17 protein-coding genes are annotated in these 17,282 nt (G+C 67.3%); 11 read left to right on the forward strand and 6 right to left on the reverse strand.

Annotated elements, in window-relative coordinates; genetic code table 11:
* The first annotated feature begins 13 nt into the window (after positions 1-13).
* Both B9C43_RS26630 and B9C43_RS58660 read left to right on the forward strand, forming a co-directional pair.
* Positions 14-820 carry a RecB family exonuclease gene (locus B9C43_RS26630; protein WP_200825708.1) on the forward strand — a complete coding sequence of 269 codons (807 nt, stop codon included), beginning with the start codon at positions 14-16 and terminating at the stop codon, positions 818-820.
* Entirely contained in the window at positions 817-1,473 is a 657-nt protein-coding gene (locus B9C43_RS58660; RefSeq protein WP_235038844.1) for a hypothetical protein, read from the forward strand. The genes B9C43_RS26630 and B9C43_RS58660 overlap by 4 nt, the downstream gene beginning before the upstream one ends.
* Here the strand turns inward: B9C43_RS58660 and B9C43_RS26640 are convergent.
* The 3 genes from B9C43_RS26640 to B9C43_RS26650 are packed head-to-tail and all read right to left on the reverse strand — an operon-like array spanning position 1,470 to position 5,154.
* Complete coding sequence (locus B9C43_RS26640; protein ID WP_084429735.1) at positions 1,470-2,342, reverse strand: alpha/beta fold hydrolase; 873 nt, start codon at positions 2,340-2,342, stop codon at positions 1,470-1,472. The two genes, B9C43_RS58660 and B9C43_RS26640, sit on opposite strands and share 4 nt — an antisense overlap.
* Positions 2,339-3,700, reverse strand: coding sequence for an Rv3212 family protein (locus B9C43_RS26645; RefSeq protein WP_084429736.1), 1,362 nt, complete (start codon positions 3,698-3,700; stop codon positions 2,339-2,341). Before B9C43_RS26645 ends, B9C43_RS26640 begins: the two co-directional genes overlap by 4 nt.
* Positions 3,701-3,744: 44 nt before the next feature.
* Positions 3,745-5,154: a DEAD/DEAH box helicase gene (locus tag B9C43_RS26650; protein ID WP_235038845.1), complete on the reverse strand. Its 1,410-nt coding sequence runs from the start codon at positions 5,152-5,154 to the stop codon at positions 3,745-3,747.
* 443 nt (positions 5,155-5,597) lie between these two features.
* Here B9C43_RS26650 and B9C43_RS26655 point away from each other — a divergent pair, with 443 nt between their 5' ends.
* On the forward strand, positions 5,598-6,269 hold the full coding sequence (locus B9C43_RS26655) for a ferritin-like fold-containing protein (RefSeq protein ID WP_051896991.1): 672 nt from the start codon (positions 5,598-5,600) through the stop codon (positions 6,267-6,269).
* Positions 6,270-6,309: 40 nt separating this feature from the next.
* Positions 6,310-6,540 (forward strand): DUF3107 domain-containing protein, encoded by a 231-nt coding sequence (locus B9C43_RS26660; protein WP_033389637.1) that lies wholly within the window; start codon positions 6,310-6,312, stop codon positions 6,538-6,540.
* Positions 6,541-6,653: 113 nt separating this feature from the next.
* On the opposite strand, the gene B9C43_RS26665 is transcribed toward B9C43_RS26660, so the two are convergent.
* A complete protein-coding gene (locus B9C43_RS26665; protein ID WP_033394280.1) occupies positions 6,654-6,956 on the reverse strand; it encodes a DUF4873 domain-containing protein in 303 nt (100 codons plus the stop codon).
* A complete protein-coding gene (locus B9C43_RS26670; protein WP_084429738.1) occupies positions 6,953-7,654 on the reverse strand; it encodes a TetR/AcrR family transcriptional regulator in 702 nt (233 codons plus the stop codon). The genes B9C43_RS26665 and B9C43_RS26670 overlap by 4 nt, the downstream gene beginning before the upstream one ends.
* 59 nt (positions 7,655-7,713) lie before the next feature.
* Between B9C43_RS26670 and B9C43_RS26675 the strand changes: the two genes are divergently transcribed.
* Entirely contained in the window at positions 7,714-8,625 is a 912-nt protein-coding gene (locus B9C43_RS26675) for an AurF N-oxygenase family protein (protein WP_084429739.1), read from the forward strand.
* Positions 8,626-8,676: 51 nt separating this feature from the next.
* Here B9C43_RS26675 and B9C43_RS26680 read toward each other — a convergent pair whose 3' ends face one another.
* Positions 8,677-9,306, reverse strand: a complete 630-nt coding sequence (locus tag B9C43_RS26680) for a TetR/AcrR family transcriptional regulator (RefSeq protein WP_084429740.1) — start codon at positions 9,304-9,306, stop codon at positions 8,677-8,679.
* A 108-nt stretch (positions 9,307-9,414) separates the two neighbouring features.
* Here B9C43_RS26680 and B9C43_RS26685 point away from each other — a divergent pair, with 108 nt between their 5' ends.
* The 6 genes from B9C43_RS26685 to B9C43_RS26710 all read left to right on the forward strand — a co-directional run bounded on the left by B9C43_RS26685 (position 9,415) and on the right by B9C43_RS26710 (position 17,281).
* Positions 9,415-10,392, forward strand: coding sequence for an alpha/beta fold hydrolase (locus tag B9C43_RS26685; RefSeq protein ID WP_235038846.1), 978 nt, complete (start codon positions 9,415-9,417; stop codon positions 10,390-10,392).
* A 51-nt stretch (positions 10,393-10,443) separates the two neighbouring features.
* Positions 10,444-11,538: a DUF3152 domain-containing protein gene (locus tag B9C43_RS26690; protein WP_084429742.1), complete on the forward strand. Its 1,095-nt coding sequence runs from the start codon at positions 10,444-10,446 to the stop codon at positions 11,536-11,538.
* 80 nt (positions 11,539-11,618) lie between these two features.
* Positions 11,619-12,800 (forward strand): adenylyltransferase/sulfurtransferase MoeZ, encoded by a 1,182-nt coding sequence (gene moeZ / locus B9C43_RS26695; RefSeq protein ID WP_033380774.1) that lies wholly within the window; start codon positions 11,619-11,621, stop codon positions 12,798-12,800.
* A gap of 137 nt (positions 12,801-12,937) precedes the next feature.
* A complete protein-coding gene (locus B9C43_RS26700) occupies positions 12,938-13,732 on the forward strand; it encodes a TIGR02569 family protein (protein WP_084429743.1) in 795 nt (264 codons plus the stop codon).
* Between the two features lie 151 nt (positions 13,733-13,883).
* Positions 13,884-15,866, forward strand: coding sequence for a molybdopterin oxidoreductase family protein (locus B9C43_RS26705; protein WP_084429744.1), 1,983 nt, complete (start codon positions 13,884-13,886; stop codon positions 15,864-15,866).
* Positions 15,863-17,281, forward strand: a complete 1,419-nt coding sequence (locus B9C43_RS26710; protein ID WP_084429745.1) for an FAD-dependent oxidoreductase — start codon at positions 15,863-15,865, stop codon at positions 17,279-17,281. The genes B9C43_RS26705 and B9C43_RS26710 overlap by 4 nt, the downstream gene beginning before the upstream one ends.
* Position 17,282: the final 1 nt, after the last annotated feature.

The raw sequence follows: 17,282 nt of genomic DNA on the forward strand, positions 1-17,282 counted from the left end.
CGGATTCGACAGCATGCCGAAGAAACTCGTTCGGGTGACTCCGTCGAAGTTGGCGACGTGGATGGATTGCCCACGCCGCTATCGAATGACGTACATTGACCGCCCGACACCGCAGCGCGGTGGTGCGTACGCGCACAGCACCCTGGGTGCCGTGGTGCACAACGCCTTGCGGGCTTTCTTCGATCTCCCGCTGGACAAGCGCACGCCGGAAACCGGTGCGGCCCTTGTGACAACCCATTGGAAGGACGACGGTTTCGCCGACGGCGGGCAAGCCGCTGTCTACCGTGACCGCGCTCGCGAATGGGTTGCCCGGTACCTGGCGGAGACGGACGTGTCGGTCGACCCGATCGGTCTCGAACGCTGGGTGTCGGCGCCCGCGGGCACGATCGTGGCAGAAGGGCGAGTCGACCGCATCGACGACCGCGACGGCGAGCTCGTGATCGTCGACTACAAGACCGGTCGGCAGGCCCTGACCACCGATGATGCCCGTGGCTCCCAGGCGCTGGCGATGTACGCGATCGCGACGACCCGGACACTGCGGCGCAAATGCAGGCGCGTCGAACTTCACCACCTGCCCACAGGCGAAGTCGCAGTCTGGGAGCACACCGACGAATCACTGGCCCGCCACCAGAAACGCGCGGAGGAAACGGCAGAGGAACTGCAGCTCGCGACCGACACACTGGAAGCGGGCGGCGATCCGGACGTGTTGTTCCCGCCGCAAGTGGGAAGGCAATGCTCATGGTGCGACTTCCGTCGCCACTGCCCAGAAGGCCAAGCAGCAGGACCGCCGACCGCCCCGTGGGGGATGTTGCCACCGTGAATTCCGAGCAGGCGACAGAAGAACTGCCGACCCAGAACCCGCACGCGAACGCGAATGCGGTGACTGAGGAGTACCCGGCCCAGGGACGGCAGGCTCGCAAGCCGCGCCCCGCGCCCGAGGGACGCCCTGAAGAACACCAGGTTCGCAAGCCGCGTCCAGCCGCCGAGGGGCGGGCAAACACGGTGGCTGAGGAGCGGCAGGTTCGCGTGCCGCGTCCCGCTCCTGAGGGGCACCCGAACGCGGCGACAGCTGAACAGCAGGTTCGCGCGCAGCGCCCGGCTCCCGAGATGCGCGCGAACGCCGTGCCCGACGAATACCAAGCGCAGCACGCAGCGCCTGAGGAACGCACAGATCAGACCCCCGAGGACCAGCCGAAGCGCCGCAAGGGCCGGCTCTGGCGCGAGCTCACCGGGGCGTTGGCGGCGGGGTTGACTGTCCTGGCCCTTGTCGTTCTTGTGCTGCAGATCATCTCGTGGTCCAACGGCGTGCCCGGGTTGGGCGTGGTCGAGCTCATCGGGCACATCGTTGCCGCCGGGTTGGCGTTGTATGCGCAGCGCACGATCGACCGGAGACCGGGCAGACCGGCGTTGATCGCAGGTCTCGGGATCGGCGTGCTCGTCGTGCTGGTGCTCGTCCTGTTCTGGTGGATCTAGCCAGCCAGCCACATCCGCCAGGTCGACAACAGAACCCCCAGCAGCGCCTCGGGATTCTCCACAGCAGGCGAGTGCCGGGCGCCCGGGATGACCGCGAAGTCCGCGTCCAACCGCTCTGCCATGTCCCGTTGCGCCGCGATGGGCCATGCGTCGTCATCGGCGCCACACGCCACCAAGCACGGCGTAGCAGTGGTTTCCAGCTGCCTGGCGAGGCTGTCGACGAGGTCAGGCTCGGTCCGTAGCCCCATGGCCATACCCAGCAGGTTCTCGGGCATGGTGCGCCGGAACCGCTCGGTCAAGAACTCCCGCAACTCGGCTGGCAACTTCAACCAGTTCGGGTCGTTCTCGTACATCGCCCGACGGAACTCGGCCAGCGTCTCGATGCCGTGCTCGCGCAGTACGGGCTCGGCCAACTCGAGCATCTTGCGCCGCGGCCCGACTGGCAACTCCTCGGGCCCGCTGCTGAGCAGCGTCAACCCGCGAATCGGCGTCCCGGCCAACACGGCGCCGCGCGAAACCAGCCCGCCGTAGGAATGCCCCAGCAGGAGAATCGGCCGTCCGTCCGCGGCCAGCTTGCCGACCAGTTCGGCGATCAATCCGCCGAGCGCCGCTGGCAAGTACGCGTCCAGTTCCACCGGTCCGACAGATTCGTACTGTCCCGGCAGGTCGATCGCGATCGGTTCGATCCCGGCGTCGGCGATCGGGTCGATCAGCGGCACGAAGTCCTCTTTGGACCCGGTGTAACCCGGTACCAGCAAGGCGATCGGGCCTTGGCCGGGCACCGGACGGCGCAACGCGGCCAGCGGGCCGTACCGGCCGGGCAGGTCGACTCGTTTGGCGCCGTGCGGGCTGACCTGGGACGGCGTCATCGGAGTGCGACCAATGTCGGCCCACGCTGTTCGAGCACCATGGGGCCGAGGGTGGACATCTGCACGGGACCGTTGTACTCGTCGCGGTTCACTGGTGTCTGCGCGACACGCGCGCCGGTCACTTGATCGGTCACCAGGTATGCGTCCTTTACCGGTAGCAACAGGTAGCCGGCGAACACCGCACCGGACCCGAGAGTGTTCTCGACCGTCCACAGTGGCCGCAGATCCGTTGTGGACAGTGCGATCGTGCGGGTGCCGGTGAACCAGAACAGCGCGTCGGTTCCCTTGGTGACCGGGACGACGCCGTGCGCGGGATCACCGGCGAAGTCGGAATCGGGGACCGCGACCGGGTACTCCTGGATCTTGTTGCCTTCGTTGTCGTACACCAGGATCCGGGACGGGTCGGGCAGCGCGATCGCGGTGTAGGTCTGGTTCATCGCGATGATTCGCGCACGAGAACCGCCTACCGTGTTGCTGAAGGCGACAATCGGCGTGTCGCTCTCGTTTTCCTTGCCCTCTGGGTTGTAGACGGTGAGCCGGTCGTCGCCAGTCACTGCCGGGTCGCTCGCGGCTGGGCATCGTTCGATCACGCCGATCCGGCCCGGCGTCACCGCGATCGATCCGTACATGCAACCGACGCGCGGCTGCTTGTCCGGGTTCACCATGTCCGGCACCTGGCCGTACTCCATGGTCTGCACGAGATCGTTGCGCCAGGTGTTGAGCAGGCGCTTGCCCGTTGTGGTCACGTGCGAGCCGTCGGACAACAACTGGGTGTCCAATTCGGCGTCGCCGTTGCGCTGGCGGTCCCGCTCGCCAGTGGCCGCCTTGAGCGAGGTCACCTCGCTGCAGTTGCCCTTCTTGCCAGGATCGGTGGACGGCAGCGAATTGTCCGGCTTGCTGAACAGCGCGATCGCGTCGTTGAAGCCTTCGCCGACCGTACACAGTGGAATGTCGCGGGCATAGCGCCAGCGCACTTTGCCGGAGTACGGCTCGCGACCGACGACCTCGTTGCCGTCACCCGTGACCACGGTCGGGCCGACGGCGACAGGGATCGGAGTCGCGCCACTCGGCGCGCGCCACGCTTCACCGAACGACGGCGGCAAGGTGCTGGGCTCTTCGGGAGTCTCGACCTCGCCGGACGCGGTCTGCGACGACGTCGCGGCGAAGTCGCTGGTGGTGCCGATCAGCGCCCAGCCGGCGACCACCGCGACAACGATGAGCGCGACCGCGATGAAGTCGCGGCGCCGGTGAAACGACGTGCGCGGTGGCCGGGGCGGGTCATCGTGGACCTCTCCGGCGAGGACATCCTCGCCGGAGACGGTCGTGCCGTGCCCGTCGTGCTCGGCGGTCTCCGGCACGTCGTCCTCCTCGAGAAGCTCGCAAAGTCCTTACTTCACGGTACTCACGAGGTTTCGCCCGCGTCACGGACCACCTCGACACCGCTGCGGCGTCGCGTGCGCTGGCGTCGTGGCTTGTCAGCGGCCTTCTCGGCGGTCTCCGGGGCCTTTGGTGCCTCTTCCGCCGTCGCGGTGACTTCCTCGCCTGCCCGGCGGCGCCTGCGCTGCCGTGGCGGACGCTCCTCGCCGTCACCCGACGGCGCTTCCTTCGTGCGCGTCTCCTTCGTGCGCGACGAGGTACGGGTGCGCGTGGTGCCGCCACTACGCCGACGGCGCTTCTTGCCGCCCGTGAGGTCTTCCTCCTGCTCGGCGTCCAAGCCCGCGCGGGTCTGCATGTCCTCCGGCAGCCTGCCGGTCGCGTCCGCGGGAATGCCCAGGTCGGCGTAGAGGTGCTCGGACGTGGAGTACGTCTCGACCGGCTCGGGCATGTCGAGGACGAGTGCGTCGCTGATGGACTTCCAGCGGTACTCCTCGTCCCAGTCGACCAGCGTGATCGCGACACCGGTGCGCCCGGCCCGGCCGGTGCGGCCGATCCGGTGCACGTAGGTCTGCTCGTCCTCAGGGCACTGGAAGTTGATCACGTGCGTGACGTCGTCGATGTCGATACCGCGAGCGGCCACATCGGTCGCGACCAGCACATCCACCTTGCCGGTCCGGAACGCGCGCAGCGCCTTCTCCCTGGCGCCCTGACCAAGGTCACCGTGCACGGCAGCGGCCGCGAACCCGCGTTCGGCCAGGTCGTCGGCGACTTTCTGGGCCGTCCGCTTGGTCCGGGCGAAGATCATCGTCAAGCCGCGGCTCTCGGACTGCAGGGCACGGGCGACGATCTCCTCCTTGTCCATGGAGTGCGCGCGGTAGACGAACTGACGGGTGCGCTCGTGGATCGCGCCCTGGTCGTTCTCCTCGGCCCGGATGTGGGTCGGCTGGTGCAGGAACGTCCGCGCCAGCGTGATGATCGGGCCGGGCATCGTGGCCGAGAACAGCATGGTCTGCCGCTCGTCGGGCACCATCCCGAGGATCCGCTCGATGTCCGGCAGGAAGCCGAGGTCGAGCATCTCGTCCGCTTCGTCCAGTACCAACGAACGGACCTTGCCGAGCACCAGGTGACGCTGTTCAGCCAGGTCAAGCAGGCGGCCAGGGGTGCCGACCACGACGTCGACGCCCTTGCGCAGCGCCGAGATCTGCTGCTCGTACGGACGGCCGCCGTAGATCGACAGGATCTTCACACCGAGGTGCTTGCTCGCGTCGGTGAGGTCGTGGGTGACCTGGAGACAAAGCTCACGCGTCGGCACGACGACAAGGGCCTGCGGGGTGCCGTCACCCGGCGTGGCCAGGCGGTGCAGCAGCGGGACGCCGAACCCGAGGGTCTTGCCCATCCCGGTCCGGGCCTGGCCGATGATGTCGTCGCCGGACATGGCCAGCGGGAGCGTCAGTTCCTGGATGGCGAACGTGCGGTCGATGCCCGCAGCCGACAGCGCCTTGACGATCTCGTCACGGACGCCGAACTCGGCGAAGGTCGGGGAGTCGCCCCTGACCGGTGCGCCTGCCTGCAGCGGGTGGGAAGTGTCAGTGTCCGGAACGCCGGCTTCGCTGTGCTCCAGCGCTACCGGATCCAGATTCTCGTTATGGGTAGAACTCAGGGTGATCGCCTCTCTTTACCAGTGCGCACTGCCCTGGTTGGGCCGCTCGACCGCTGCTGGGCGCTGGGGCGCCTGCGCGGGAGGGCCAGCGTGGCGTGCACACACCCTCCACGTGACGGGCTTGACCGCCACTGTCATACAACGTCGCCTCACGGCGTTGGGTACGCCGGGCGTCACACCGAGTCTACCTGGGATGTCCTGCCGTTACGCTCACCGCCATGAGCGAGGCTGATTCTGTGGTGGACTCCGCACGGCTGCAGGATGGAGTTGTTGATCTACTGGGCGTGCTGGCCTACGGCGAGCTTTCCGCGTTCGACCGGCTGGCGGAGGACGCCCGCAGCGCGCCGACCCTGGCAGGGCGCGCGGCGCTGTCGGTGATGGCGGCAGCCGAGATCGGGCACTACAGCAAGATCGAGCAGTACCTCACCGCGCACGGCGTACAGCCGACGGAGGCGATGGAGCCGTTCATCCAGCACTTCGAGGCGTTCCACGCGTCGACACCGCCACGCAGCTGGCACGAGTCGATCGTGAAGGCCTACGTGTTCGACGGCCTCGCGGCGGACCTCTACAGCCAGCTGGCGAACTGGCTGGACGAGTCGACGAAGGAACTCGTGCTCGATGTGTTGGCCGACACAGGGCACTCGGCGTTCGCTGAGCGCGAAGTCCGCGCGGCGTGCGAAGCGGACCGGACGCTGCGCGACAGACTGACGCTGTGGGGCCGACGGCTGCTGGGCGAAGGATTGACGCAGGCCCAGTACATCGTGGCGGAACGGGACGGGCTGACGGAGTTGATCGTGACGGGCTCGGGCGACCTCGCGGGCATCGCGGCGTTGTTCCGGCGGTTGCAGCAGGCGCACGGCAAGCGGATGACCGCGCTCGGACTCGGATAACCTTTCGTCATCACCAAAGAGGCACAAGCTGGAGGTCAGCGTGGAGGTCAAGATCGGCGTGGTGGACAGCCCAAGGGAGCTGCTCCTCACGAGCAACCTGTCGCCCGACGAGGTTGAGGCGCTGGTGGCCGACGCGCTGAAGAACCCCGCGGGCCAGCTCACCCTGGTCGACGACAAGGGCCGTCGTTACATCATCCCGGCGTCCCGGGTGGCTTACGTGGAGATCGGCACCGCCGACACCCGCAAGGTGGGCTTCTCGGTCAAGGTCTGAAGCACCTTTTCGCCCCCGAAGCGGCCACAGCGGTCACTTCGGGGGCGAAGTTTCACCTAGGCCATGTGCCAGCCATCCCGCGCGAACGGTCCGTTCGCGAATCGGGCTGGGGCCTACTTGGCCGCCGTCAGGTCCGTTGTGAACGGAGGCCTGCTCGTCCCCGTGATCCGGTAGCGATTCCACGGGTCCGGATCGGACACTTCGGCCGTGGCCTCGCCCTGCGGGGTCTTCACCCGGGCCGCGGTCTTCTTCCCGCCGGCCAGCGACGAGAGTTCAGCGTTCTCCTGGATCCGGCCATACCAGTGGTAGTAGCCGTCGATCGGCTGGAAGTAGCCGCGCAGCTCCACCTCGACGGTGACTTCTTTCTCACCGACCAGCAAGGTCGCCGGACCGGTGTAGCCCTCTTCGTCGCTCACTGGATTCTCCTCAACTGGACCACTTTGTTCACTTCGAAGGGTTTGTCCGGGGCGATCTGCACGTTGTGCTGCCGCAGGAATCCGTCGATCGCGGCCCAGATGATCGTGGTGAGGTATTCGACGACGGCGTCGCGGGTCATCGAGCGGCGTTCCAGCCACCATTCACCGGTGGTCTGCACCATGCCGACGATCGAGTACGCCCAGGGTTCGGCCGCGCCGGAGTCCAGGTTCAAGGCGCGCATGTAGTCACCGAGCAGGCTTGTCAGTGCCGCGGCGATCAGTTCTTTGTCCTCGCGCACCGGGTCTGAGTCCACCGGACGGTCGCCGAAGGACCGGCGGGCCAGCAGCCGGTAGAGGTTCGGGTAGTCCTCGATCACGCTGAAGAACGCGTCGAGGCTCTTGCGGATCCGCGGCACCGGGGCTTCTTCGCGGTTGATCGCTGGGATCAGTCGCTCGAACAGGATCTCCGTGCCCCGTTGTCCCAGTGCGACGAAGAGGTCCGCTTTGTCCGTGAAGTGCCGGTAGAGCACGGGTTTGGTCACGCCCGCCGCCTGTGCGACGTGCTCCATGCCCAGGTCGGGGCCGTGTTCGTCCAGTGCGCGAAGCGCCGCTTCGACGAACTCCTCGCGGCGGGCGGCCCGGTGTTCGCGCCACCGCTCACGCCGTGCGTCGCCTTGTCCCTTGACACGTTCGCCCATGCGGCTGCATGCTACCAGAAGTAACTGTTACTTCCGGTAACGCTTAAAGGGGTGTTCCGATGAGCCGCGCGTTGCGAGTTGCCGAGGGTTCCGATCGCGAGAAGACCGCCGAGCGACTGCTGAACTCGTCGGCCGACAAGTTCTACGACCCCGAGGTCGACATCGACTGGGCCGCGCCGCTCAAGCAAGGCATGCGGTACGCGCCCGACCACCGGATTTCCTTGTACGGCACCGAACTGTGGGACCAGCTGACGCCCGAGCAGCGGATCGAGCTGGGCAAGCACGAGGTCGCCAGCGTCGCCAGCAACGGCATCTGGTTCGAGGTCCTGCTGATGCAGATGCTGCTCAAGGAGGTCTACCGGATCGACCCGACCACGAGGCACGCCCAGTACGCGCTCACCGAGATCGCCGACGAATGCCGGCACTCGACGATGTTCGCGCGCGCCATCGAGCGAGTCGGCGCGCCCGCGTACGGCCCGCCGCCGATCCTCAGGCAGCTGGGCAAGCTGCTGCCGGTGATCGGTTACGGCCCCGCGCTGTACGGCTCGATCCTGATCGCCGAGGAGATCCTCGACCGCATCCAGCGCGAGAGCATGGCTGACGAGAACATCCAGCCGCTGGTCCGCATGGTCAACCGGATCCACGTGCTCGAAGAGGCCCGGCACGTCACGTTCGCCCGCCAGGAAGTGGTGCGCGGCATGAAGAACCTGCGCAAGTGGGAGCTGCCGTACCAGCGCTTCCTGATCGCGATCGTGGCGTTCGCGATCACCCGAAGCCTGATCAACCCACGTGTCTACAAGGCTGTCGGGCTCGACCCGAAGCACGCTGCCCAGGTCGCTCTGCGCAACCCGCACCACCAGGAGACGCTGCGGTGGTCCGGCGAGCGGATCATGAAGTTCCTCGACGAGGCCGGGCTGGTCGGCGCGCCGGGCATGCGCTGGTGGAAGGCGTCGTTCCTGGTCAGCCGCTGATTCGAACACAAGTCGAGCCCGCGGGCGACGCGGGCTCGACTTGTGTGAAGGTCAGGAATGCGGCTGGAGCGGGTACCCGCCACCGATGCCGCGCCACGCCAGCGTCGAGATCAGCTTGACCGCCTCGGCCTTGTCGATCGGACGGTTGCTGGCCAGCCACGACTGGGCCGCGACCTGGCTGGCGCCGACCAGACCGACCGCGAGCAGCCGCGCCCGCTCCTCGTCCAGACCTGCGTCAGCGGTGATGGTCGCGGTGATGGCGTCCACGCAGGCCTTGGTCGCGCGCTCGATGGTGTCGTGCACGACCGGTTCGCCCCGGATGTCCGACTGGAACACTAGCCGGAACGCTTCGCCTTCGCTGTCGACGAAGTCGAAATACGCGCCGACGGCCGCCTGAACCCGCAGTTTGTTGTCGGTGGTGGACTCGAGCGCACCGGTCACGCCCGCGATCAGCTCGTCGGCGTGGGTCTGCAGCAGCGCCATGTACAGCTCGAGCTTGCCGGGAAAGTGCTGGTAGAGCACGGGCTTGCTGACGCCCGCGCGCTCGGCGATCTCGTCCATCGCGGCAGCGTGGTAGCCGTTGGCGGCGAACACGTCCTGCGCCGCTGCAAGCAGCTGCGCGCGCCGGGCAGTCCGGGGCAGTCTCGCGCTCTTCGTGCCCTGCTGGATCGTTTCCGACATACGGCCTCCTCGCTCCGCCACAAACCTTACTCGCCGGTATGTCGGGCGAACCGGCGTCTCGATATTCGTCCTCACGAAGATGTCGCGGCGCGCATGCACACTGGACGGATGGACGTCACCAGTGAGCGGGTCCCGCTGACCCGAGTTCCGCTGTCCGACGCGCCGCGCCCGCCACTGGACACCACTCGGCTGCCGTGGCCGGGTGAGCACGTCGAAGCGGGCGGCGTGCGGCTGCATATCCGCAGGACACCGGGCCCGGCCGACGAGACGGCGGTCTACGTGCACGGCCTCGGCGGGTCGTCGAAGAACTGGACAGATCTGGCCGCCCAGCTGTCGCTGCACGCGCAGGGGATAGCGGTGGACCTGCCCGGTGCGGGGCAGTCCGAGCCGCCAGCCGGGTACCGGTTCGATCTTGCCGACCACGTCGAGACGCTGGCCAAGTTCATGCGTGGCCTGGATCACGGACCAGTGCACCTGTTCGGCAACTCGATGGGCGGCGCGGTGTCGATGCTCCTCGCGGCACGGCATCCCGACCTGGTGAAGACGTTGACCCTGGTCTCGCCCGCCGTGCCGGACCTGCGGCCGTTCCCGAACCGGATGTCCGACCCACGGATTCCGTTCGCGATGTTGCCGTTCGTCGGGTCGCGCTTCCGCCGCCAGCTCGCCGCGCTGACGCCGATGCAACGCGCTCACCAGCTGGTCAAGCTGTGTTTCGCGAACCCGTCGCTCGTCCCGCCGCACCGGATGGAGGAGACAGCGGCCGAGTTCGCCGAGCGCGCCAAGATCGCGTGGGCCGCGCAGGCCTTGATGGCCACGACGCTCGGGCTGTTCCGGGCGTGGCTCGTGCCGCCGTCCCAGTCGTTGTGGCGGATCGTCCCGCAGATCACCGCGCCGACGCTCGTGATCTGGGGCGCCGAGGACAAGCTGGTCACTGTGCGTAAGGCCCCACGAACCGCCCGGCTACTGCCGAGGGGGCGGCTGCTGGTGCTGCCGCGAACCGGTCATGTGGCGCAAATGGAGCGGCCAGAGACGGTCGCCCGGGCCGCGCTCGGCCTTTTCGAGGCCGAACGAAACGGAACCTGGTAGTCGCCGAGTCGCGCATTCGTTATCAGAGAGTGATGTGGCACCCTGTATGCCGTGAGCCGGAAGACCCAAGGAGGAGACGTCTCGCCGCCGAAAAGGTCACGCTCCGGAGCACCGCGTGGACCGCTTGGCCGCCGCGCGGGTGATGATCGGTATGAGCGTGGTGCCCGCCGCGTGTCCGGCGAACCGCTCGCCGCGGCGTGGCAACCGGACGAGCAGAACGCCGAGGAGTCCTTCCGGCGGCTCCCGCCGGTCAAGAAGCGCGGCCTGCTGGCCGTCTACGGGTGGCGGCTGTACGCGATCCCGATCTTGCTGGTGATCACCGCGCTCGTGGTGTGGGACACCACCAAAGCCGGGCCGCCCGGCGAGGCGCAGGCGTCGAACGGCGTGCAACAACCGGAAACTCTCGGCGGCACCAACGAAGTGCCGACGGACACGCCGGACGCCACCGAGAAGCCGGTGACCCCGATCGACGCCAAGATCCCGACCGCGGAACTGCCCCCCGGCAGCGAGTTCACGCAGGCAGGCGCCGGGACCTTCCGGGTGATCCCAGGCAACGGCCCGAAGGTCGGCCAGGGAACCAAGCAGACGTACACGTACACGATCGAAGTCGAGAACGGCATCAACGCCGCCGAGATGGGCGGCGGGGACGACGCGTTCGCCGGTCTGGTCGACAAGACACTGGCCGAGCCGCGCGGCTGGACCAGCGACCCCCGGATCGCCGTGCAACGCGTCGCGGACAAGCCGCAGGTCCGGATCTCGCTGACCACGCCCGAGACAACCCACAAACTCTGTGGGCGCACGATTCCGTACGAGTCGTCATGCCGGTTGTCCCGCGACGGCAGGGTTGTCATCAACCTGGCCCGTTGGGTGCGTGGCGCGTTGGCGTTCAACGGGGACATCGGCAGCTACCGGGTCTACGCCATCAACCATGAAGTTGGTCACGCGTTCGGCCGTGGCCATGAAGGCTGCGCGCAGGCCGACGGGCTGGCGCCGGTGATGATGCAGCAGACGTTCGGCGTGAACAACGACTACGTTGCCCAGCTCAACGACGCAGTCCCGGGCACACGGGACCCGGTGAAGGCGGACGGGAAGGTCTGCAAGATCAACCCGTGGCCCAACCCGCAGGGGAAGCCGGCCACCGGCTGACCGCCGTCCCGGAATGTGGGCAAACGGAAGGTTCCGGCCCTGCGCGGTGTTGGATTGGGCAGGACGCTTAGGAGGAGTCGATGCCCAGTAGTTCGCTGCCGCCGCTGGTAGAGCCCGCTGCGGAGCTGACCAAGGACGAGGTGGCCCGCTACAGCAGGCACCTGATCATCCCAGATGTTGGAGTCGACGGTCAGAAGCGACTGAAGAACGCTCGCGTGCTGGTCGTCGGTGCAGGCGGCCTGGGCAGCCCGGCGCTGCTGTACCTGGCGGCCGCGGGAGTCGGCACGCTCGGAATCGTGGACTTCGACGTGGTGGACGAGTCGAACCTGCAGCGCCAGGTGATCCACGGCGTGTCGGACGTGGGCAAGCCGAAGGCGGTGTCGGCCCGCGAGTCGATCGCGGAGATCAACCCGTTCGTCAAGGTGAACCTGCACGAGGCGCACCTGAACTCGGAGAACGCGCTCGACATCTTCCGTGACTACGACCTGATCCTGGACGGCACGGACAACTTCGCGACCCGGTACCTGGTGAACGACGCCGCCGTGCTGCTGGGCAAGCCGTACGTCTGGGGCTCGATCTTCAGGTTCGAAGGCCAGGTGAGCGTCTTCTGGGAAGACGCACCGAACGGACAGGGCCTGAACTACCGCGACCTCTACCCCGAGCCGCCGCCCCCGGGCATGGTCCCGTCCTGCGCGGAAGGCGGAGTGCTCGGCGTGCTGTGCGCCTCGATCGGTTCGATCATGGTGACCGAGGCGATCAAGCTGCTGACCGGCATCGGCGAGCCGCTGCTGGGTCGCTTGATGGTCTACGACGCACTGGAGATGTCCTACCGGACGATCAAGATCCGCAAGGACCCGGAGAGCCCGAAGATCACGGAGTTGATCGACTACGAGGCGTTCTGCGGCGTGGTGTCGGACGACGCGCAGAAGGCGGCGGCGGGTTCGACGATCACCCCGCGCGAGCTGAAGGAGAAGTTCGACCGGGGCGACAACTTCGCCCTGATCGACGTCCGCGAGCCGCACGAGTACGAAATCGTGGCGATCCCAGGCGCGGTGCTGATTCCGAAGGACCGGATTCTGTCCGGCGAGGCATTGGCGGAGTTGCCGCAGGACAAGCCAATCGTCCTGCACTGCAAGTCGGGTGCCCGGTCGGCTGAGGCGCTGGCCGCATTGCACAAGGCCGGATTTGCCGACGCGGTGCACGTGGGCAGCGGTGTCCTTGGCTGGGCCCGCGACGTTGATCCCAGCCTGCCGACGTACTGAGCTGTGCCTCGTGAGTGGTCCGGCCGGTGCCAACCGGCCGGACCACTCACCAGGATGACCAGGTCGGCCCGGACACCATCGCGTCAAAGGCGTGGCGGGGGCGGAAATCTTGCCGGGACGCGGTAGCGTGCCTGCCGATGGGTACTCCGAAGCCGCCTCCACCACACGTCCGCGCCGCGTTCGGCGCCAGGGACGCGGAGCCGGAGTTGATTGACGCCGGTCCGATGTGGCGATGCGGGGACGGCGCCTTCAAGCCGGCCAGCAGTCCCGCCGAAGCCGCATGGGTCGCGAAGGCCCTGGGCGACCTGCACGTCCCCGGGCTGCGCATCGGGCGTCCGTTAAGGAGCACGGACGGCCGGTGGGTCGTCGGTGGGTGGGCGGCGTACCGGTTCATCGAGGGCCATGCCGAGCCGCGGCACGACGAGGTCATCTCCGTCTCGCTCACGCTGCACGAAGCGCTGAAGAGTCTGCCGAGGCCGCGGTTCATCGACGCCCGTCAGGACGTCTTCGCCGTCGCCGACCGTGTCTCCAGCGGTGAGCTGGAGATGCCGTTGAAGCCCGACCGGGGTGGCGAGCTCTTCGCCGAACTGAACGCCAAGCAGAAGCCGGCCAAGCTCACCAAGCAGGTCGTGCACGGTGACCTGTTCGGCAACGTCCTCTTTGTCGGGGACGCTGATCCCGGGCTGATCGATTTCCGGCCTTACTGGCGGCCACCGGAGTGGGCTGCCGCCGTCGTTGTCGTGGACGCGTTGGCGTGGGGTGGCGCCGACGATGGCATCATCGGCCGGTGGTCTCACCTTGCCGAGTGGCCGCAGACCATGCTCCAGGCGTTGCTCTTCCGCCTGGCCGTACACGCGTTGCACCCGCGTTCAACTGCGGAGTCGTTGAAGGGCCTTGCCCGCGTCGCCGAACAGGTCGACCAGCTCCTTTAGCACCTCACGGCGAATTATGTCCCGCTGAGCAGGCAATGTCGCACAGTCGAAACACGGACGCATCCCTAGGTAACAACGGCTCCTTAGCGTTCTTCGAGTGACGACCAAGAGCACTGAGACGCATTGCCCGTACTGTGCCTTGCAGTGCGGGATGACGCTGGAGGGTGCCCTGGTCACGCCACGAGAGTTCCCCACGAACCGCGGTGGGTTGTGCCAGAAGGGTTGGACGTCTGGGGCGTTGCTGTCCAATCCGGTCAGGCTCACGAAACCGTTGCTGCACGGCAAACCTGTGAGCTGGGACACGGCGTTGGACTTCGTGGCCGAGCGGATCGAGCGCATCCAAGGGGAACACGGCCGTGACGGCATGGCCATCTTCGGCGGTGGCGGACTCACCAATGAGAAGGCCTACGCGCTCGGCAAATTCGCTCGGGTCGCGCTGAGGACGTCACAGATCGACTACAACGGCCGGTTCTGCATGTCCTCGGCTGCCGCTGCGGGCAACAAGGCGTTCGGTGTGGACCGCGGGATGCCCTTCCCCGTCACCGACCTCGACGACGCGGACATGATCCTGCTGGTCGGGGCCAACCCGGCGGAGACCATGCCGCCGTTCATGCAGCACATCAAGGCCGGTCTGATCGTTGTGGATCCCCGTCGCACGGCCACCGCCGAGCGCGCCATGCTGCACCTGAAGCCGGCGCCTGGCACTGATCTCGCACTGGCGCTGGGAATTCTGCACGCGGTGTTCAGCGAGGGATACGCCGAGCAGGATTACATCGAACAGAGAACTCACGGTTTCGCGGATGCCTGGCGTATCGCAGCCGCGTGGTGGCCAGAGCGTGTGGAGCGCGTCACAGGCGTATCGGCGACAGATCAGCGTGCTGTGGCAAGGATGCTCGCGAAAGCGAAGAACGCCTACATTCTCACCGCGCGTGGCACGGAACAGCACGCGAGCGGAACGGATACGGTCAACGCCTGGATCAACCTCGCGCTTGCGCTGGGACTGCCGGGAAAGCCGGGCAGCGGCTACGGATGCCTGACCGGGCAAGGAAACGGCCAAGGCGGCCGCGAGCACGGCCAGAAAGCCGACCAGCTCCCGGGTTACCGCAAGATCGACGACCCCGAGGCACGAGCGCACGTCGCCGGAGTGTGGGGTGTGGACCCGGACTCTTTACCCGGGCCCGGCCGGTCGGCATACGAACTGCTCGACGCGCTGGGCCGCCCGCACGGGCCGAAAGGCCTGCTCGTCTTCGGCAGCAACCCAGTCGTCTCCGCCCCGCGCGCGACGCACGTCACCGAACGCCTGAAGGCCCTGGACCTGCTGGTAGTGGCCGACTTCGTGCCCAACGAGACGACCGCGCTCGCTGACGTCGTCCTGCCGGTCACCCAGTGGGCCGAAGAAGAAGGCACGCTGACCAGCCTCGAAGGCCGCGTCCTGCACCGCCGCCCGGCGCTGCGACCGCCGCAGGAGGTCCGGTCGGACCTGGAAGTCCTGCAGGAGCTGGCAATCCGGCTGGGCTCACCGGCCAAGGCCTTCCCGACCATCCCCGAGGAAGTCTTCGACGAGCTCGCCAAGGCATCCGAAGGCGGGATCGCGGACTACTCGGGCATCACGTACGCCCGCCTTCGGGACGGCGAAGCCCTGCACTGGCCGGTGCCATCCCGGGAACATCCCGGAACACCCCGGCTCTTCGAGGACGAATTCGCCCACCCGGACGGCAAAGCCAGGTTCATCCCGGTCGACCACAAAGGACCGGCCGAACCGCCGGACGACGAATTCCCGCTCAGGGCGACAACAGGACGCGTCCTCGCGCACTACCAGTCCGGGGCGCAGACCCGCCGGATCGACGACCTGATGAAGGCCGTACCGGAGTCCTATGTAGAGGTTCACCCGGACACGGCCGAGCGTGCCGGGTTGACCAACGGCGACATGGCGAAGGTCGAGTCGCGCCGCGGCGAAGTCCAGGCGCGCGTGCGGTGTGTGCCGTCCATGCGTCCGGACACGGTCTTCCTCCCGTTTCACTTTCCCGGTGAGAACAGTGCGAACCGATTGACCAATCCGGCTCTCGACCCGACCAGCCGGATGCCGGAGTTCAAAGTCTGCGCGGTCCGACTAGCCCCCTGGGGGGAAGCATGAGCCCACGTCAGATCGTCATCGCCGGATACGGCATGGCCGGTTCCCGGCTCGCCGAGGAAATCCTGCGGCGCGACCCGGAAGGCGAACGCGTATCCCTGACCATCCTCGGTGAGGAGCAACACCTGGCGTACAACCGGGTGCTGCTGTCCGGAGTGGTCGCCGGGACGATGAAGGCCGAGAACGTCACCCTGCACGGCCAGGAATGGCACGACAGGGTCCGGCTTGGCGTGAGTGTCACGGAAATCGACCGGGACACCCGCAAGGTGACCCTCACCGACGGCAGCACGATCGGTTACGACACACTGGTTCTGGCGACTGGCAGCCGGTCGTGGATCCCGCCGGTCGAAGGTTTGTTCCCGGACGCCCCTGGTGTGCATACCTTCCGCACACTCGACGACTGCGAAGGAATTCTTGCGGCCGCGCGCCCTGGTGCACCGGTTGCCGTGCTGGGCGGAGGATTGCTCGGCATCGAAGCCGCGCGTGGGCTGGTTGGCCGGGGCTGCCAGGTGACAGTCGTGCACCCGGTCGGTCACCTGATGGAACGCCAGCTCGATCAAGCGGGCGGCAAGGTCCTCGCCAAGCAACTGTCCACATTGGGCGTCGAGGTCAAGCTGGACGCCAAGGTGAACGGTTACGTCCCAGGCGACGGCTTGAAGCTCGAAGACGGCTTGGTGCCCGCGGACATGGTCGTGGTCACAGCGGGCGTGAAGCCGGAGATCGATCTGGCCGTCAAGGCGGGAATCGCCGTCGACAGAGGCGTCCTGATCGACGACTGCCTGCGTACCAGCGATCCCCGCATCCACGCGATCGGCGACTGCGCACAGCACCCAGGAACCATGGCAGGCCTTGTGCAATCGGCATGGGAGCAGGCCGACGTACTGGCCGACCTGTTGACTGGCAAGAACGTTGCCAAGCGGTACCGGGGAACACCGGTGGTCACGCGGCTCAAGGCGCGTGACGTCGACCTGGCGGCACTGGGTGAGGTGCACGTCGACACCGACGCCGAAGACGCGGAAGTCTTGTGCCTCAACGACCCGACGCGCGGTCGTTATGCCAAGCTCGTCGTCAAACAGGACCGTGTCGCCGGTGCGATCGTCATCGGTGCCCCGGACGCGGCCGCCACAATCACCCAGTTGTACGACAGCCGGGTGCCGGTTCCGTCGGACCGGCTCGCGGTCCTTTTGGGACGGGCGTTGCCATCGGAGGCGACGCCTGCGGGTAGTCCTTCCGAGTTGCCCGGCACCGCTTTGGTGTGCCGCTGCAACTCGGTCACAAAAGCGCAGTTGGTCACGGCTTGGCGAGCGGGCGCCACGGACGTGACAGACCTGGCGTCGGCAACGAGGGCGACGACGGGATGCGGCAGCTGCCGCGATGCGGTGTGCGGCATTGCTGACTGGCTCTCGACCACGACGTAAA

Source organism: Kibdelosporangium aridum, assembly GCF_900176515.1.
Classification (GTDB): domain Bacteria; phylum Actinomycetota; class Actinomycetes; order Mycobacteriales; family Pseudonocardiaceae; genus Kibdelosporangium; species Kibdelosporangium aridum.